Source organism: Stenotrophomonas sp. AS1, from assembly GCF_048957655.1.
Classification (GTDB): domain Bacteria; phylum Pseudomonadota; class Gammaproteobacteria; order Xanthomonadales; family Xanthomonadaceae; genus Stenotrophomonas; species Stenotrophomonas bentonitica_A.
Map to the genome: position 1 here is coordinate 634,429 of NZ_JARVXM010000001.1, position 14,505 is coordinate 648,933.

19 protein-coding genes and 1 other RNA gene are annotated in these 14,505 nt (G+C 67.8%); 8 read left to right on the forward strand and 12 right to left on the reverse strand.

The annotated features are described in order from the left end of the window. Positions 1–75: 75 nt before the first annotated feature. Both grpE and hrcA read right to left on the reverse strand, forming a co-directional pair. A complete protein-coding gene (gene grpE, locus PV764_RS02880; RefSeq protein ID WP_019183157.1) occupies positions 76–591 on the reverse strand; it encodes a nucleotide exchange factor GrpE in 516 nt (171 codons plus the stop codon). A gap of 82 nt (positions 592–673) precedes the next feature. Then, positions 674–1,741, reverse strand: a complete 1,068-nt coding sequence (gene hrcA / locus PV764_RS02885) for a heat-inducible transcriptional repressor HrcA (protein ID WP_019183158.1) — start codon at positions 1,739–1,741, stop codon at positions 674–676. 125 nt (positions 1,742–1,866) lie between these two features. Between hrcA and recN the strand changes: the two genes are divergently transcribed. Next, positions 1,867–3,528, forward strand: a complete 1,662-nt coding sequence (gene recN, locus PV764_RS02890; protein WP_046272949.1) for a DNA repair protein RecN — start codon at positions 1,867–1,869, stop codon at positions 3,526–3,528. A 179-nt stretch (positions 3,529–3,707) separates the two neighbouring features. Here the strand turns inward: recN and PV764_RS02895 are convergent, their stop codons facing one another. Continuing rightward, positions 3,708–4,625, reverse strand: a complete 918-nt coding sequence (locus PV764_RS02895) for a LysR family transcriptional regulator (protein WP_019183160.1) — start codon at positions 4,623–4,625, stop codon at positions 3,708–3,710. Between the two features lie 96 nt (positions 4,626–4,721). Here PV764_RS02895 and PV764_RS02900 point away from each other — a divergent pair, with 96 nt between their 5' ends. Further along, complete coding sequence (locus tag PV764_RS02900) at positions 4,722–5,963, forward strand: SGNH/GDSL hydrolase family protein (protein WP_421116156.1); 1,242 nt, start codon at positions 4,722–4,724, stop codon at positions 5,961–5,963. 86 nt (positions 5,964–6,049) lie between these two features. On the opposite strand, the gene fur is transcribed toward PV764_RS02900, so the two are convergent. Continuing rightward, positions 6,050–6,457, reverse strand: coding sequence for a ferric iron uptake transcriptional regulator (fur, locus tag PV764_RS02905; RefSeq protein ID WP_019183162.1), 408 nt, complete (start codon positions 6,455–6,457; stop codon positions 6,050–6,052). Between the two features lie 104 nt (positions 6,458–6,561). Here fur and PV764_RS02910 point away from each other — a divergent pair, with 104 nt between their 5' ends. Continuing rightward, a complete protein-coding gene (locus tag PV764_RS02910; RefSeq protein ID WP_421116157.1) occupies positions 6,562–6,954 on the forward strand; it encodes an outer membrane protein assembly factor BamE in 393 nt (130 codons plus the stop codon). Between the two features lie 16 nt (positions 6,955–6,970). Here the strand turns inward: PV764_RS02910 and PV764_RS02915 are convergent, their stop codons facing one another. Both PV764_RS02915 and PV764_RS02920 read right to left on the reverse strand, forming a co-directional pair. Continuing rightward, positions 6,971–7,231 (reverse strand): RnfH family protein, encoded by a 261-nt coding sequence (locus tag PV764_RS02915; RefSeq protein WP_019183164.1) that lies wholly within the window; start codon positions 7,229–7,231, stop codon positions 6,971–6,973. A 3-nt stretch (positions 7,232–7,234) separates the two neighbouring features. Next, positions 7,235–7,663 carry a type II toxin-antitoxin system RatA family toxin gene (locus tag PV764_RS02920; protein WP_026069778.1) on the reverse strand — a complete coding sequence of 143 codons (429 nt, stop codon included), beginning with the start codon at positions 7,661–7,663 and terminating at the stop codon, positions 7,235–7,237. 57 nt (positions 7,664–7,720) lie between these two features. Here PV764_RS02920 and smpB point away from each other — a divergent pair, with 57 nt between their 5' ends. The 4 genes from smpB to ssrA all read left to right on the forward strand — a co-directional run bounded on the left by smpB (position 7,721) and on the right by ssrA (position 9,653). After that, entirely contained in the window at positions 7,721–8,224 is a 504-nt protein-coding gene (gene smpB, locus PV764_RS02925) for an SsrA-binding protein SmpB (RefSeq protein WP_019183166.1), read from the forward strand. After that, positions 8,224–8,652, forward strand: coding sequence for a GNAT family N-acetyltransferase (locus tag PV764_RS02930; protein ID WP_019183167.1), 429 nt, complete (start codon positions 8,224–8,226; stop codon positions 8,650–8,652). Before smpB ends, PV764_RS02930 begins: the two co-directional genes overlap by 1 nt. A gap of 137 nt (positions 8,653–8,789) precedes the next feature. Next, a complete protein-coding gene (locus tag PV764_RS02935; protein ID WP_019183168.1) occupies positions 8,790–9,143 on the forward strand; it encodes a hypothetical protein in 354 nt (117 codons plus the stop codon). A 107-nt stretch (positions 9,144–9,250) separates the two neighbouring features. Next, positions 9,251–9,653: a transfer-messenger RNA gene (ssrA, locus tag PV764_RS02940) on the forward strand. A gap of 90 nt (positions 9,654–9,743) precedes the next feature. Here the strand turns inward: ssrA and PV764_RS02945 are convergent. From PV764_RS02945 to PV764_RS02960, 4 genes are all read right to left on the reverse strand, one after another. Continuing rightward, on the reverse strand, positions 9,744–10,586 hold the full coding sequence (locus PV764_RS02945; protein ID WP_019183210.1) for an alpha/beta hydrolase-fold protein: 843 nt from the start codon (positions 10,584–10,586) through the stop codon (positions 9,744–9,746). Between the two features lie 97 nt (positions 10,587–10,683). Beyond that, entirely contained in the window at positions 10,684–10,995 is a 312-nt protein-coding gene (locus PV764_RS02950) for a hypothetical protein (RefSeq protein WP_019183211.1), read from the reverse strand. A 55-nt stretch (positions 10,996–11,050) separates the two neighbouring features. Continuing rightward, positions 11,051–11,602 (reverse strand): TetR/AcrR family transcriptional regulator, encoded by a 552-nt coding sequence (locus tag PV764_RS02955; RefSeq protein WP_019183212.1) that lies wholly within the window; start codon positions 11,600–11,602, stop codon positions 11,051–11,053. 4 nt (positions 11,603–11,606) lie between these two features. Further along, entirely contained in the window at positions 11,607–13,112 is a 1,506-nt protein-coding gene (locus PV764_RS02960; RefSeq protein WP_421116158.1) for an MFS transporter, read from the reverse strand. Between the two features lie 210 nt (positions 13,113–13,322). Between PV764_RS02960 and PV764_RS02965 the strand changes: the two genes are divergently transcribed. Then, positions 13,323–13,592: a hypothetical protein gene (locus tag PV764_RS02965; RefSeq protein ID WP_070470240.1), complete on the forward strand. Its 270-nt coding sequence runs from the start codon at positions 13,323–13,325 to the stop codon at positions 13,590–13,592. Positions 13,593–13,609: 17 nt separating this feature from the next. Here the strand turns inward: PV764_RS02965 and PV764_RS02970 are convergent, their stop codons facing one another. Together PV764_RS02970 and PV764_RS02975 are read right to left on the reverse strand one after the other, a co-directional pair. Then, on the reverse strand, positions 13,610–13,945 hold the full coding sequence (locus PV764_RS02970; protein ID WP_421116159.1) for a hypothetical protein: 336 nt from the start codon (positions 13,943–13,945) through the stop codon (positions 13,610–13,612). A gap of 129 nt (positions 13,946–14,074) precedes the next feature. Continuing rightward, entirely contained in the window at positions 14,075–14,245 is a 171-nt protein-coding gene (locus PV764_RS02975) for a hypothetical protein (RefSeq protein WP_019183216.1), read from the reverse strand. Between the last annotated feature and the right edge of the window lie 260 nt (positions 14,246–14,505).

The following is a 14,505-nucleotide window of genomic DNA, read 5'->3' on the forward strand; positions in this document are numbered from 1 at the left end:
AGTGTTCGATGGCGACCCAACGCGTTCAGCGTCCGGTCGAGCAGCCGGGCAACGCCCGGCTCACCGGCCTGCGGCTCAGTCGCGGGCCACCACGACCAGCGCCGGACGCAGCAGGCGGTCGTTGAGCAGGTAGCCCTTCTGGAACACCTGGACCACGCTGCCCGGCGCCGCGCCGGGCGCGTCGACCTGGCTGATGGCCTGGTGGTGGTCCGGGTTGAAGGTCTGACCGGTCGGGTCGAGCAGGGTCAGGCCGTTGTCGGCGGCGACCTTGAGCAGCTGCTTGTAGGTCAGTTCGAGACCTTCGCGCAGCGGGCTCGGGTCACTGCCGGCGGCATTGAGGCCGGCATCGAGGCTGTCGAAGACCGGCAGCAGCTCGCCGAGCAGCTTTTCGTTGGCGAAGCGGCGCGCCTGTTCGACGTCGCGGGCCACGCGCTTGCGCTGGTTGTCCAGGTCGGCGCGCTCGCGCAGCGACTCCGAGCGCAGCAGCGCCAGCTCGTTGTGCAGGCTGTCCAGCTGCTGCTGCAGGGACGGCTCCGCGGCCGGCTCGCCGGCGGGATTCTGGGATGCGATATCTGACTGATCTTGGTTCATTTCCGGATCCTTGGCGGTGACTCTCCGCCTCCACCCACCCCTATGTGGGCGCGGCTACGGGATTCAAGAGTCCAAGGCCGCTTTATGCGCGATCGCGGGACAATCCGCCGCCACCGGGCGAGCCCAGCGCAGCGCCCAGCACCTGGGCGGTGGCTTCCACCAGCGGAATCATCCGGTCGTAGGCCATCCGCTTGGGGCCGATCACCCCCAGCACGCCCAGCACCTGGCCGTCGGCCGAATACGGGGCGGTGACCAGCGAGACGCTTTCCAGCGGCATCACCCCGGTCTCCTCGCCAATGAAGATGCGCACTCCCGGGGCCTGGATGGTGCGTTCGAGCAGCTGGAGGATCTCGCGCTTGCTGGCGAACACGTCGAACAGCTCGCGCAGGCGCTCCAGGTCGGACAGGTCCTGCACGCCCATCAGCCGGGTCTGCCCGGCCAGCACCATGTCGTCGGCCGGCGGCACCATGGCCTGCTCGGCCAGCTCGATGCTGTGCGCCAGCAGCTGCTCCATCTCCGACTGCGCATCGCGCAGCTCCAGCAGCAGCCGGGCCCGGATCTCGGCCAGCGGCCGCCCGGCGCAGTTGGCGTTGAGGTAGTTGGCGACCTGCTCCAGCTCGCCCGGATCGAAGCTGCGGCGCGGCTCGATCACCCGGTTCTGCACTTCGTTGTCGGCAAACACCAGGATCGCCAGCACCCGACGCGCGTCGAGCGCCACGAAGTCGATGTGCCGGAACGCGAACTGTTCCCGGCGCGGGGCGCTGACCACCCCGACGAAATGGCTCATCGCCGAGAGCAGCTCCGAGGCACTGCCGAGCAGGGCCTGGGTGCCGGTGCCGGTGGCCAGCTCGGTGCGCAGGCGGCTGAGCTCACCCTCCCCCGGCGGCTGCATCTTGACCAGGCTGTCCACGAACACCCGGTAACCGTGCGCGGTCGGCACGCGGCCGGCCGAGGTATGCGGCGAGCTGAGCAGGCCGAGGTCTTCCAGGTCGCCCAGGATGTTGCGGATGGTGGCCGGGCTGACATCCAGGCCGGCATGCCGGGCAAGCGTCTGCGAGCCGACCGGCTCGCCATCCTGGATGTGGCGCGCGATCAGCGTCCGCAGTAGATGGCGGGCACGCGGGGCGAGATGGGACGCGGAAGGGTGCATGGAATCAGCCTGTGAGACGCCCACTTAGATAATGGCTGCACGGGGCGTTGGCAAGTCATTGGAGACGCCCCCCGCCCATGCTAGCTTGCGCGGCTTGGAGACGCCCCTCGTGTACAACGTAGACCATGCTTAGACATCTATCGATCAAGGATTTCGCGGTCGTCCGCGCCACCGAGCTGGAATTCGGCGCCGGCATGACCGTGGTCTCGGGTGAAACCGGCGCGGGCAAGTCGCTGATGGTGGACGCGCTGGGCTTCCTGTCCGGGCTGCGCGCCGACAGCGGCGTGGTCCGCCACGGCGCCGCCCGCGCCGAGCTCTCGGCCGAATTCGCGCCGCCGGCCGATGCGCCGGCCCGCCAGTGGCTGCGCGACAACGAGCTGGACGACGAAGAACAGTGCCAACTGCGCCGGGTGATCCGCGCCGATGGCGGTTCGCGCGCCTTCATCAACGGCCGCCCGGTGACGCTGACCCAGCTGACCGAGCTGGCCGGCATGCTGGTGGAGATCCACGGCCAGCACGAACAGCAGGCCCTGCTCTCGCGCCCCTCGCAGCTCTCGCTGCTGGACGCCTTCGCCCGCAACGACGCCGAGCGCGCCCAGGTCCGCCAGACCGCGGCACGCTGGCAGGCGCTGGTGGACGAAGCCGAGGCGCTGTCGCGCCAGGGCGATGTCAGCGACCGGATCGGTTACCTGGAGCACCAGCTCAGCGAGCTCAAGCGCGAAGACCTGGACCCGGCCTCGATCGCCACCCTGGGCAGCAGCCACCGCCGCCAGGCCCATGCCAGCGCGCTGATCGGCGCCTGCGACGTGGCCGTCAGCCGCCTCAACGGCGACGACGAGGTCTCGGTGCTGCAGCTGCTGCAGCAGACCCGGCATGATCTTGCCCGCGTGGCCGAGCACGACAGCCGGCTCGGCGAGGTCGATGCACTGCTCGACAGTGCCGCCATCCAACTGGACGAAGCGCTGTCCCTGCTTGATCGCGTCCACGACGACCTGGACGCCGACCCAGAGCAGTTCGAGGACATCGAGCGACGCCTGGGCCGCCTGCACGACCTCGCCCGCAAGCACCGCGTGCCGATGGAAGCGCTGGGCGAGCACCGCGACGCCATGGAAGCCGAAGTCGAGCAGCTTCGCGGTGCCGACGAGCGCCTGCAGGCCCTGGCCGGCGAGATCGACCGTGCCGCCGGCCAGTGGACGACCGTGGCCGAGGTGCTCAGCGCCAGCCGCCGGAAGGCTGCCAAGGCCCTGTCGGACACCACCACCACCCTGATCGGCGAGCTGGGCATGGGCGGCGGTCAGTTCCTGATCGATATCGAGCCGCAGAGCGTGGTCAAGCCGGACCCGAACGGCGCCGAGCGGGTCGAGTTTCTCGTTGCCGCCAACGCCGGCCAGCCGCCGCGCGCCCTGCGCAAGGTGGCCTCGGGCGGTGAACTGTCCCGCATCTCGCTGGCGATCGAAGTCGCCGCCTTGGGCCTGGATGCCGTGCCGACCATGGTCTTCGACGAAGTCGACTCAGGCATCGGCGGCGCCGTGGCCGACATCGTCGGGCAGAAGCTGCGCGCCTTGGGCGAGAAGCGTCAGGTGCTGTGCGTCACCCATCTGCCCCAGGTCGCCTCCAAGGGCCACGCCCACTACCGGGTCAGCAAGGCCCCGGTGGACGGCATGACCCAGAGTGCGGTCGAGAAGCTGGACACCAAGGCCCGCGAAGAAGAGCTCGCGCGGATGCTGGGCGGCGTGGAAGTCAGCAAGGAAGCCCGCGCCGCGGCGCGCAAGCTGTTGCAGGTTTGAGGGCGGGTACCGACCAACGGTCGGTACCTACCCGTTCCAACGTATCGACCAACGGTCGGTACCTGCCGCTCCAACGTACCGACCCACGGTCGGTACCTGCCGGCCACGACCCGGTAGTGCCGGCCGCTGGCCGGCTCCCCGCGGACCCGGTTCCGCCCGCGGCATCCACCCCACACCCCTCACCCCAACGGCTGGGCCAGATCGACCCGCGCGACCAGAAAATCCAGCAGCGCGCGCACGCGCAGCGGCAGGTAGCCGCCCTGCCCCTGGAACACCGCGTGCACCTCCTCCAGATCACCAGGGTTGGCCGATTCCAGCACCGGCAGCAGGCGCCCGGCCGCCACATCGGCCTGCACCTGGAACGCCGCCAGCCGCGCCATGCCCACGCCACCGAGCACCAGCCTGCGCAGCGCCTCGCCGTCGCTGGCGCGCGCGTTGCCCTGGGTGGGCACGACCTGCCGCTCGCCATCAACGACCAGCGGCCAGCCGGCCTGCGTACGCGGATGCCCGATGTCGAGCCGGTTGTGGGCCAGCAGCGTGTCGGCGTCCTGCGGCAGGCCGTGTCGGGCCGCGTAGCTGGGGGCGGCGACGATCATCATCCGGGTCGCGCCCAGTCGCCGCGCAACCAGGCTGGAGCTTTTCAGCGGGCCGGCGCGCACCGCCACATCGGTGCGCTGCTCAAGCAGGTCGATCACCTCGTCGGTCAGCACCAGGTCCACGCCGACCTGCGGGTGCAGCGCGAGAAAGTCCGGCAGCAGCGGCAGCAGGAAATGCTGGCCAAACGGCACATTGGCATTCACCCGCAGGCGCCCACGCGGTTCGGCATGGGCGCTGGCACAGCGCTCGGCTTCATCCAGATCGGCCAGCACCCGCAGCCCGCGCTCATAGAACGCGCAGCCCTCCTGGGTCAGCTGCAGCTGGCGGGTGGAGCGCTGCAGCAGGCGCGTGCCGAGCCGCTGTTCGAGCCGCGAAACCAGCTTGCTGACCGCCGAGGGGCTCAGGTCCAACGAACGCGCAGCCGCTGAAAACCCGCCGGTTTCGATGACCCGGACGAACACTTCCAGTTCGCCGGAACGGTTGATGTCGGTGCCTGCCATGGGATGAATCCAGTTCACAGATGATTGTCCTCAGGCAGTCTAGTTCACAGGTACCCCGAAGATCACCATGGCGCTTCCTCTCCCACGGATCGCCCGATGAATACCTTCGCCCGCCTTACCGCCACCGCTCTGCTGGCCACCGCCGGCACCACGGTTGCCGCCCCTGCGCCCACCTGGGTGGCCAGCTGGCAGGCCAGCCCGCAGCCGGTCTGGAGCGCAGATTTCCTCTTCCCCACGCTGATCCCAACGCACCTGGAGGCGCAGACCTTCCGCCAGACCGCGCGCCTGAGCCTCGGCGGCCCCCAGCTGCGGGTGCGCCTGAGCAATACCTATGGCGAGCAACCGCTGCGGATCAGCGCGGCCAGCGTTGCCGCGGGGGCCGGCCTGCCGCCCCTGGCGCTGTCCTTCGAGGGAAGCGCGGAGACCGTGATCGCCCCCGGTACCGAGCGCCTGAGCGACCCGCTGGCGCTGGCGACCACCGATCTCCAGGCCGTGCAGGTGAGCGTCTATCTGGCCGAGCGCACGCCCCTGCGCAGCTTCCACTGGGAAGGCCGGCAGACCGCTGCATTCGCCACCGGTGACCAGACGCTCGCCCCGACGCTGGCCACCTCCTCGACCACCACCGCCCGCCTGTTCGTCTCGGGTATCGATGTGCAGGCCGCCGCAGGCGCCCGCAGCGTGGTGGTGATCGGTGACTCGATCACCGATGGCGCGACCGCCAGCCTGGACCGCGACCAGCGCTGGACCGACCACCTCGCCGCACGCCTCGCGCCGCAGGGCGTGGCCGTGGTCAACGCCGGCATCTCCGGTGGCCGCCTGCTCCGCGATGGCATGGGAGAGGCCGCGCTCTCCCGCTTCCAGCGCGATGTGCTCGATCAACCCGGCGTGGCCAGCGTGATCGTGCTGCTGGGCACCAACGACATCGCCTGGCCCGGCACCGCCTTCGCCCGCTCCGAACCTGCGCCGACCCTGGCCGAACTGCAGGCCGGCTATCGCGCCCTGGTGGATCGCGCCCATGCCCGGGGCGTGCGCATCGTCGGTGCGACCCTGCCGCCGTTCGCGGGCGCCCTGCCCGGCACGCCCCTGGACGACTACTACCAGCCCGACAAAGATGCGCTGCGCCGCCAGCTCAATGCCTGGCTGCGGCAGGACAGCCCGTTCGATGCGGTGATCGACTTCGACGCCGCCCTGCGTGACCCGGCCGATCCGGCGCGGATGGCGCCAGCGTTCGATTCCGGCGACCACCTGCACCCGGGCGATGCGGGCAACCGGGCGATGGCCGACGCGGTGGACCTGCAGGCACTGCTGCCCGGCCAAGTGCCGGTCACGACACCCTGACAACGAAAAACCCCCGGGCCGGGGCGCGGGGGTTTGATCTGCAGCGTGCCCTGCCCAGGCCGGTCGTCACGACCGGCCCGGTGCCATCACCGGCGCTTCTTGCGCACGTACAGGACCAGCGAGTGCTCTTCCAGTTCGTAGCCGTGGTCGGCTGCGATCTTGCGCTGCAGCTCCTCGATCTCGTGGCTTTCGAACTCGATGATCTTGCCGCTGTCCACATCGACCATGTGGTCATGGTGACCCCCGCGGTCCAGCTCGTAGACGGCCTGGCCACCTTCGAAGTTGTGCTTGAGCACCAGGCCGGCCGCCTCGAACTGGGTCAGAACCCGGTAGACCGTGGCCAGCCCGATCTCATCACCGTGCTCCAGGAGCTGGCGGTAGATGTCTTCGGCGGTCATGTGGTGGCTGGCATTGCGCTGCTCGAGCAGCGACAGGATCCGCATACGCGGATGGGTCACCTTGAGGCCGACTTTGCGCAGGTCGTGGGTTTCCATAGTTCTCCGTTCATTGGCGATTTAGCGCCAGCTGCCTCGGATTGGGTCGCGGCGACACGTCGGGAGTGTATCATCGACTCGATTTCCCCAAACGCCATTCCCCGATGCGCAATCTCCTGCTGGTCGCCGCCGTTGCCCTGTCCACCACGGGCTGCGGCATCATTTACAAGCAACCCATCTATCAGGGCAACCTGATCCGGGAGCAGGCCGTCGGTCAGCTGCAGGTGGGCCAGAGCAAGCAGCAGGTCAACGCCCTGCTTGGCACGCCTTCCATCCCGGACCCGTTCCATGCCCAGCGCTGGGATTACACCGCCAGCCAGCGCGTGAACCGGGTCGGCAAGACCGAAGTGAAGAACTTCACCGTCTACTTCGAAAACGACGCGGTCACCCGCTGGGACGGCGAGTACTTCGCCAGCGACGACGCCCAGCTGGCCCGCAGCACGCTGCGCCAGTTCGGCCGCAACCTGCCCAAGGAGAAGAAGAAGCGCGGCCGCTGAGACCCGCGTTCTTCACTCAGCTGCCGGCGCGGGCGCGTCGGCGGCGGTTGTCTTTCGGGTCGGCCAGCAGCGGACGCAGCAGTTCGACCCGGTCGCCCTCGCGCAGCACCTGATCCGGCTTGGCCAGCAGGCCATGCACGGCCACGGCCGGGCACTGGTCGCTGGCCTCGATGCCGGCCAGCGCGATGGCCTCGGCGACGGTGGTGCCCTCGGCGAGGGTCAGCAGTTTCGACGCGGCCCGATCGGGCCAGGCCAGCACCACCTCGACCGTGATCACGGCTCAGTCCTGGGCGTCGGCGACGCGGACGAAATCATTGACCATCCGGTCGGCCAGGCCCTGGAAGCCCAGCGCGAGAGCCGGACCGAGCAGACGTGAGGTCGGCTCGAACTCCAGCGTCAGCGTGACCTTGCAGGCATCTTCGGCCAGCGCGTGGAATTCCCAGCGACCGTGCAGGCGCTTGAACGGCCCGTCCTTGAGCTGCATATCGATGCTGTGCGGGCGTTGCAGCGTGTTCTCGGTCATGAACCAGGTGGAGAACGAACCGAAGCCCAGATCCAGGCGCGCGACCAGGCGGTCCGGGCCGGACTCCAGGATCTGCGAGGCCGAGCACCAGCGGAAGCGGCGCGGATAGGCGTCAATATCATTGACCAGGTCGAACATGCGGGCAGCCGAATGTTCGACCAGGGCACTACGGCGGATAGTTGGCATGCGATACAGATGTCTGATGAATCGACCGGGCGTGCCCGAATCGGAGACAATAGGGAAATGAGCAAGAACAGCGGCAAGGATAAAGCAAAGGGCGCGACGGCCAACAAAACCATCGCACTCAACAAGCGTGCCCGGCACGAGTACCACATCGAAGATCGCTTCGAAGCCGGCCTGGCCCTGCAGGGCTGGGAGGTCAAGTCGATCCGCGCCGGGCGTGGCAACATCATCGATGCTTACGCCTACGTGCGTGATGGCGAGATCTATCTGATCGGCGCGCAGATCACCCCGTTGATCCAGGCCTCCACCCACGTGGTGGCCAACGACCGCCGGGACCGCAAGCTGCTCCTGCATCGCAACGAGATCGACAAGCTGATCGGCAAGGTGCAGCGCGACGGCTACACGATCGTGCCCACCGCGATGTACTGGAGCAAGAACAAGATCAAGCTCGAGATCGCGCTGGCCAAGGGCAAACAGACCCACGACAAGCGCGATGCCGAGAAGGACCGCGACTGGGCGCGCGAGAAGTCGCGCACCATGCGCCGACACAACCGCGACGCGTGATGGCCCCGGTGTCGCCGGCGCCTGCGATCACACCAGCCAGCGCCGAAGACACCCGCGTGGTGTTCGCCGGCCTGCTGGCCTTCAACCAGGCCGCCAGTGGCGATGCCCTGGACGACCAGCCGGTCAACCGGGTGATCCACGATGCCACCGGCCGGGTGGTGGCCGGGATCGCCGCCGACGTCTGCGGTGGCTGGCTGATGGTGCATGCGTTGTGGGTGGACGCCAGCCAGCGTGGCCAGGGGTTGGGACAGACGCTGCTGGCCGATGCGGAGCAGCAGGCCCGCACGCTCGGCGCACACGCGGTGACGCTGGATACCTTCTCCTGGCAGGCCGAGGGCTTCTACCTCAAGCAGGGCTATGAGGTGTTCGGCCGGCTGCAGGACTTCCCGCCCGGGCACCATCGCCTTTACCTGCGCAAGCCGCTGTAACGCCCTGCCCGGGCGCTGCCAGCGCCACGTATCGCCAAGGCCGGCCTGACCCCGCGGCCCCGGCAGGACAGTGATCTTTCCCCGCCAGGCCCGCGCAGCTGTCAGAATCCCCGCATTGATACGGAAAGGATCCGCGCGTGACACTTGAAACTACCCCGGCACCCGCACTGGCGGCGGACGAACTGACCACCCTGCGCGCCGACGTGGCCGCGCTGGAGTTCATCTTTGACGAACTCGCCCGCGCGATGGACCCGGCCGCGCTGCTCAAGGTGCTGACCTACCTGATCCGCAACGCCAAGCGCGTTGCCTCGGAAACGCAGAGCTACGACACCCTGGAGCACCGCCGGCTGGTCGCCCAAGTGGAATCGCTGATGGCCCGGGTCGAGCCGCAGGCCAAGAAGCAGGCGATGGCCGTGCGCAACGAGCACAACCGCCTGAAGAAGGAAAAGGCCCGCCACAAGGCCGACAGCCGCCGCCAGCTGCAGAAGTAAGCGGCAGACCGGCAAGGTGACTGTTCAGCCGGATTGGAGTAGCATCCATTCCGTCAAGTAGACGTCCGGCGCTGTTTTCCGGATGAAGTGCGGTTCTTGAAGAAACCGGGGGTGCATTGGTTTCGACGGGGGTTGTGAAGTTACTTGGTGCATGCCGAGGGGGCAGCTTTCCTCGTTAATCCAGCAGCAAACTTTTAGTTGCCAACGACGACAACTACGGTTCGAACGACTTCGCAATCGCTGCCTAAAAACAGCTTTAGCGTTTAGTTCTACAGCCGCCTTAGGCGAACCCCCGAACCTACTTGTGCCCGTGCTCGTAGATGTAGGGTCATTATCACGGAACCGGTTGTGATGGCTGCCTGTCAGTCACGACTTAACTAAAGCAGGCTGGTCCTGGGGTGCGCTTTGCACACCGTGCTGCCACAGGATGAGATTCAACGGTGAGCTAAGCATGTAGTACCGGGGATGGAGTGCCTTCGGACGGCGGTTCAATTCCGCCCACCTCCACCATTAGACGGTCCCACAAGGACCACAGAAAGCCGGAACCTCCCGTTAGACAAGGGGTTCCGGCTTTTTTGTTGTCTGCCGCCCCGCCAATGCTCAGGGCGAGGCAGGCACTGGCGCCGGAAACATCGTACGCAACGCCTGCAGGGCCGCCGGGTGATAGATCGTGGCGTGGGTCTCGTCCGGCATCGGCTGGTATTTCACCAGCAGCGAGGGCGAGGCCTGCTGCAACAGTGCCGAGAACTGCAGCGTGCTGGCCGCCAGTTGCGGCTGCCCACTGCTGGCCAGGAACACCCGCGGCTGCGCTTGGCGGACAGCCGCCAGTTGCTTCGGTGCATCGGCCAGCAACTGCCCCCGGTTCCACCACAGGCTGGGGTCGAGCGCGATGTAGCTGTTGAACAGCGTGGGTTCCTGCAGCAGCGTTTCGACCACGAACAGACCGGCCAGCGACTCCCCGATCAGCGCACGCTCGTCGGTGGTCGCATAGCGTTGGCGCACTTCCGGCATCAGCTCATCGCGCAGGAATGCCCGGTACGCAGCTGAGCCGCCGATGCGCGGGGCGATCTTCCGGTCTTCGGGATCACTACTGGGACCGGTCATGTCACGGCGACGCTCGGTGTTCTCGATGCCGACCAGCAGGAACGGCCGGATGCTACCGTTGCCGGACAGCACCTGCACCAGCCCCGCCACGTGCAGGAAATCCTCGGCGATACCGCCGTCGGGCATGTAGATGACCGGGAGCGGCGCCTTCGGGTCCAATCCCCAGGGCTGCGGGCGGTGCACGTTGATGCGTCGGGTCTCACCCAGCGCCGTGGAGTGCACGGTGAACGTTTCACCGATGACCAGCGGCGAGCTGGGTGCGGACTGGGCCGGATCGGCGGCCAGCGAGGGTGCAACGGACCCGGTAAGCAGCAACAGGGACAGCACGAACAGGCGCATGGCGCGATCCATCAAGGGCAGGCAGCGAGCATAACCGCCGCACCGCCGGAATCGTTTCGACTGGCGTGGCTGAATCGCCCGGATCGATACGCGTGCCTCACGGCAAGGTAAATTTCCGCGCCATCCGCAGTGGCCAGACCGACGTGAACTGCGCGCCACCCACCAGCCGGTATGCTGCCGAAACACTGCGCAGCACGCCCATCGCCTCCAGCACATCCTTGGTCTTCCGGAACGTCGGCCGCGGATCCGCAGTGAACATGAAAAGGTTGATCTCTTTCGCGCTGACGTCATAGCCGTCCAGCGTCGCGGCCTTGCCGAGCGCGGCGGTCAGCTCGGCCTCCAGCGTCGCCAGGAATGCCTCATCGTCCAGCGACTTGCGCCAGAACTTGATCACAAGCTGGTAATCCATCAGGCGGCCCCGTCATTCAAGAAGTGAACCGCCAAGGTTACCCGCATGAAGGAAATCACGCTGTGTTTGAAGCGGCGGCAATCATCTGCGCCAGCCGGTCGGCGATGGCCTGCCCCACCTCCGGCGGCAGGCGCGAGCGCGACAGCGCTTCGAACACCCACATGCCGTCGGCGGCGAGCTTGGCGATGAACAGGTCCAGCGCGGCCGGGTCGCTCAGGTCCTGCGGGGTCGGCGGCGACCAGCGCTCGGCCACGGTCGCCCAGGGCTGCACGTTCTCGTCCGTCGCCGCCGCGTCGAACATCAGCTGGAGTTCGGCGCGCGTAGCGGTCTGCGCACAGGTCAGTGCGTAGGCCTGGTAGCGCTCGGTAGCATCGGCGGCCTCGGCCGGCTTGCCGGCCACCTCGATCAAGCTCGCCTCCCACACGCCGGCCAGGTGCTGATGGATGCCCTGGAGCAGCGCGTCGCGCGAGGGGAAGTGGTACAGCAGCCCTCCCCTGGCGATGCCGGATTCGGTGGCGACCGCCTCGAAGGTGAGCGCGGTGATGCCGTCGCGTTCGATCACGCGGACGGCGGCATCAAGGATGTTGGTTCGGTTGCTCGGGCGCATGGAGTCAGTGGGCGTGGGAGACAGTGGTGGCGCTGCCGGGGCCGTGACGGCGCAGCAGAATGCCGGTGACGACGGTGCCGACCAAGAGCACGGCAACGATCACATACAGTACCCAAACATAGCTGGCGTCGTAGGCGCTGGCGGCAGCACCGAGCCACCGTGCATCGGAACCGGGCTGCGCGGCCAGAGCGAACGCCTGCTGGATGCTCTCACCCGCAGCGGCGTCCACGCCGTCCGGAAGCGACACGGTTGCCGAGTACAGCGCGGCAATCAGGCTGCCCAGCAGCGAGACCGCGAACAGGCTGCCGAACTCGTAGGACACCTCCTCCACCGAGGACGCCATGCCGGCGCGGTGCGGCGGCACGTTGCCGATGATGGCCGTGGAAGCGACCGAAATGGTCGCGCCCATGCCGAGCCCGGTGAGCAGCAACCCGGTAATGGTCCAGCCCAGGTCGCTACCAAAGGTCACCGCCACCAGCAGCACGCCGGCGGTACCCACGCCGAGCCCACCGCTGATCAGCGGTAACAGCCCGACGCGGTGCAGGAACGCGCCGCCGAGGATCGCGCTGGGCAGGCAGCCGAGCGCGACCACCGACACCAGCAGACCGGCCTGCAGCGGCGTGTAATCGCCGACCAGCTGGAAGCGCTGGGTGGTCAGCAGCTGCAGGCCGGCGATGGCGAACATCGCGAAGGCCGCCGAGAGCACACCGGCCAGGAACGGCGCATTGCGGAAGATCGCCACATCAAGCATGGGATACGGCAGGCGACGCTGGCGACGCAGGAACAGCACCAGACCCACGACGAAGACCAGCGCCGCGCCCGCGGCCAGCGGCCCGTTCGGCGGCGCATGCGCGATTTCCTTGATCGCCACCACCAGGCCGGACAACGCGACCAGGCTCAACAGCGAGGAAATCAGGTCCCACGGCTTGCTCGCATCGGGCGTGCCGTGCGGCGCGAACAGCACGGCGCCAACCATCGCCAGCAGCACGATCGGCACGTTGATCAGGAACACCGAACCCCACCAGAAATGAGCCAGCAGCACGCCGCCGACGATCGGGCCGATCGCGCTGCCAATGATGGAAATGCAGCCCCAGACCGCGATCGCCAGATTGCGCTCGCGCTCATCCGCGAAGGTCAGGCTGATCAGCGCCAGGGTGGCCGGCATCATCGCCGCGGCACCCACCGCGAGCAGCGCGCGGGCGCCGATGAGCAGGTTGGCGTCCGGCGCGAACGCAGCCAGCAGCGAGGCGATGCCGAAGATCACCAGGCCGATCAGGAACATACGGCGGTGCCCCAGCCGGTCGCCGAGGGTGCCTGCGCCGAGCAGCAGGCCGGCCATGACCAGCGGATAGGCGTTGATGATCCACAGCCCCTGCAGCGACGTGGCGCCGAGTTCGGCGGTCAGGGTGGGCAAGGCGGTGTACAGCACCGAGTTGTCGAGCGTGATCAGCAGCAGGCCGGCGGCCACGGTGAGCAACAGGCTCCAGCGCTGGGTCTTGGTGGGGGTCATGGGGAACGAACGTTTCGGGCGGGCAGTAACTATACAGGACGTCCTGTTTGGTTATGGCTCCCCCCTCCCGACGGGTTCAGCCTGCGGCAGGCACTGCCGTGCGCAACCGCGGGCGTGGCCGGTCTGCGTGGCGACTGGCGTTGGTCACATGGCAGGGGGGCTCACCCGCGCAGGTACGCCTGCCCGGTATGCACGGTGTCGGGGATCACTATGGACGGACAGAAAGAGGCATTTCGGCAGGCACACGCCGAGTTGGAGCAGTGCTGGACGCGCGGCCGGTCGGCGGCCGAGCGATGGGCGGTGTACGACGGTATCCACGACCGGCTGGTAGCGCAGTGGCCGGGCGATGCCACCCGCATCGTCGGCATGATGGTGATGTGGGTCACCGAAATACGCGGCAGCTGCCCGTCGCCCCATGGCGTTGCCGAGCCGGGACGGAGCGAGGTCCTCCGGCTGCGTGCCTCCCGGATCGATTCCTGAGCGCCGTGCCGGCTGGGTTACGGTGCGGTCGGCTGGAAAGGCGCGTTGCGCCCGGCCACTTCCATGTTGATCGCATTGATCAGGGCCGACACGGCCGTCGCCAGGCGGCGGCTGTCGGCGATGGAGCCGAAGAACAGGATCGAGGTGCCGTCCAGTTCGACCCCGGCCAGGCCGAGCTCGCCCTTGAGCGCGGCGACGCGTTCGTCGAACAGCCTCAACCAGTGGGCATCGGGGGCGACATCCAGCATCGCCACGATCGCCTCGTCCGCACCATGGTCGACGATGGTCTGCAGGGTCGGGACGTCGAAACCCAGCAGGCGTGGCACGCTGCTGTCGGGAAGAGGAATGCTCATGCGGGCATGGTAGCCGGTAAGCCGCTGCGGTGCCCGACGGCGACTGGCGATGGCTGAAGCGTTGTGATTGCCCATGACGCACAAAGGCCCGGCCAGATCGGCCGGGCCCTCGGTGCGTCATGCCTGGCCTTATTCTTCCTGGTCGCTCTGCTGGCCCGAGCGCTGGCCCTGCTGATCCTGCTGTTGCTGCTGCTTCTGAGCGTCACGGTCGCGCTGATCCTGCTGATCCTGCTGGCCCTGCTGCGGGGTGTTGCGCTGCGGATCGTTCTGACCCTGCTGCGGGTTCGGGGTGTTGGCCATTGCCGTATCTCCGGTGTTCGGCATCGAAGTGGTGCCGGTGAAACCACGCTAGGCCTGCCCGCGTTACCCATGTGTGCGTGGCGGGCGGCGCGCCCTGCACGCGCCGGGCACCTGCGTAAACAATTCAGAACGTATTGGAAAACGACACCGAGAGAGCACGGTGCGTTCACTGCCCGGTAGCGGTGATCTGCAGCGCATCGACAGTTCCTTGATGGGCGCGCGCTCATGCTCGCGACGAAAGGCCCTTGCCGGGCCCCAAC

What these genes read in the sequence shown, in the direction of transcription:
- grpE (WP_019183157.1), bottom strand. Translation starts at nt 591, where the DNA reads ATGAACCAAGATCAGTCAGATATCGCATCCCAGAATCCCGCCGGCGAG.
- hrcA (WP_019183158.1), bottom strand. Translation starts at nt 1,741, where the DNA reads ATGCACCCTTCCGCGTCCCATCTCGCCCCGCGTGCCCGCCATCTACTG.
- recN (WP_046272949.1), top strand. Translation starts at nt 1,867, where the DNA reads ATGCTTAGACATCTATCGATCAAGGATTTCGCGGTCGTCCGCGCCACC.
- PV764_RS02895 (WP_019183160.1), bottom strand. Translation starts at nt 4,625, where the DNA reads ATGGCAGGCACCGACATCAACCGTTCCGGCGAACTGGAAGTGTTCGTC.
- PV764_RS02900 (WP_421116156.1), top strand. Translation starts at nt 4,722, where the DNA reads ATGAATACCTTCGCCCGCCTTACCGCCACCGCTCTGCTGGCCACCGCC.
- fur (WP_019183162.1), bottom strand. Translation starts at nt 6,457, where the DNA reads ATGGAAACCCACGACCTGCGCAAAGTCGGCCTCAAGGTGACCCATCCG.
- PV764_RS02910 (WP_421116157.1), top strand. Translation starts at nt 6,562, where the DNA reads ATGCGCAATCTCCTGCTGGTCGCCGCCGTTGCCCTGTCCACCACGGGC.
- PV764_RS02920 (WP_026069778.1), bottom strand. Translation starts at nt 7,663, where the DNA reads ATGCCAACTATCCGCCGTAGTGCCCTGGTCGAACATTCGGCTGCCCGC.
- smpB (WP_019183166.1), top strand. Translation starts at nt 7,721, where the DNA reads ATGAGCAAGAACAGCGGCAAGGATAAAGCAAAGGGCGCGACGGCCAAC.
- PV764_RS02930 (WP_019183167.1), top strand. Translation starts at nt 8,224, where the DNA reads ATGGCCCCGGTGTCGCCGGCGCCTGCGATCACACCAGCCAGCGCCGAA.
- PV764_RS02945 (WP_019183210.1), bottom strand. Translation starts at nt 10,586, where the DNA reads ATGCGCCTGTTCGTGCTGTCCCTGTTGCTGCTTACCGGGTCCGTTGCA.
- PV764_RS02950 (WP_019183211.1), bottom strand. Translation starts at nt 10,995, where the DNA reads ATGGATTACCAGCTTGTGATCAAGTTCTGGCGCAAGTCGCTGGACGAT.
- PV764_RS02955 (WP_019183212.1), bottom strand. Translation starts at nt 11,602, where the DNA reads ATGCGCCCGAGCAACCGAACCAACATCCTTGATGCCGCCGTCCGCGTG.
- PV764_RS02960 (WP_421116158.1), bottom strand. Translation starts at nt 13,112, where the DNA reads ATGACCCCCACCAAGACCCAGCGCTGGAGCCTGTTGCTCACCGTGGCC.
- PV764_RS02965 (WP_070470240.1), top strand. Translation starts at nt 13,323, where the DNA reads ATGGACGGACAGAAAGAGGCATTTCGGCAGGCACACGCCGAGTTGGAG.
- PV764_RS02970 (WP_421116159.1), bottom strand. Translation starts at nt 13,945, where the DNA reads ATGAGCATTCCTCTTCCCGACAGCAGCGTGCCACGCCTGCTGGGTTTC.
- PV764_RS02975 (WP_019183216.1), bottom strand. Translation starts at nt 14,245, where the DNA reads ATGGCCAACACCCCGAACCCGCAGCAGGGTCAGAACGATCCGCAGCGC.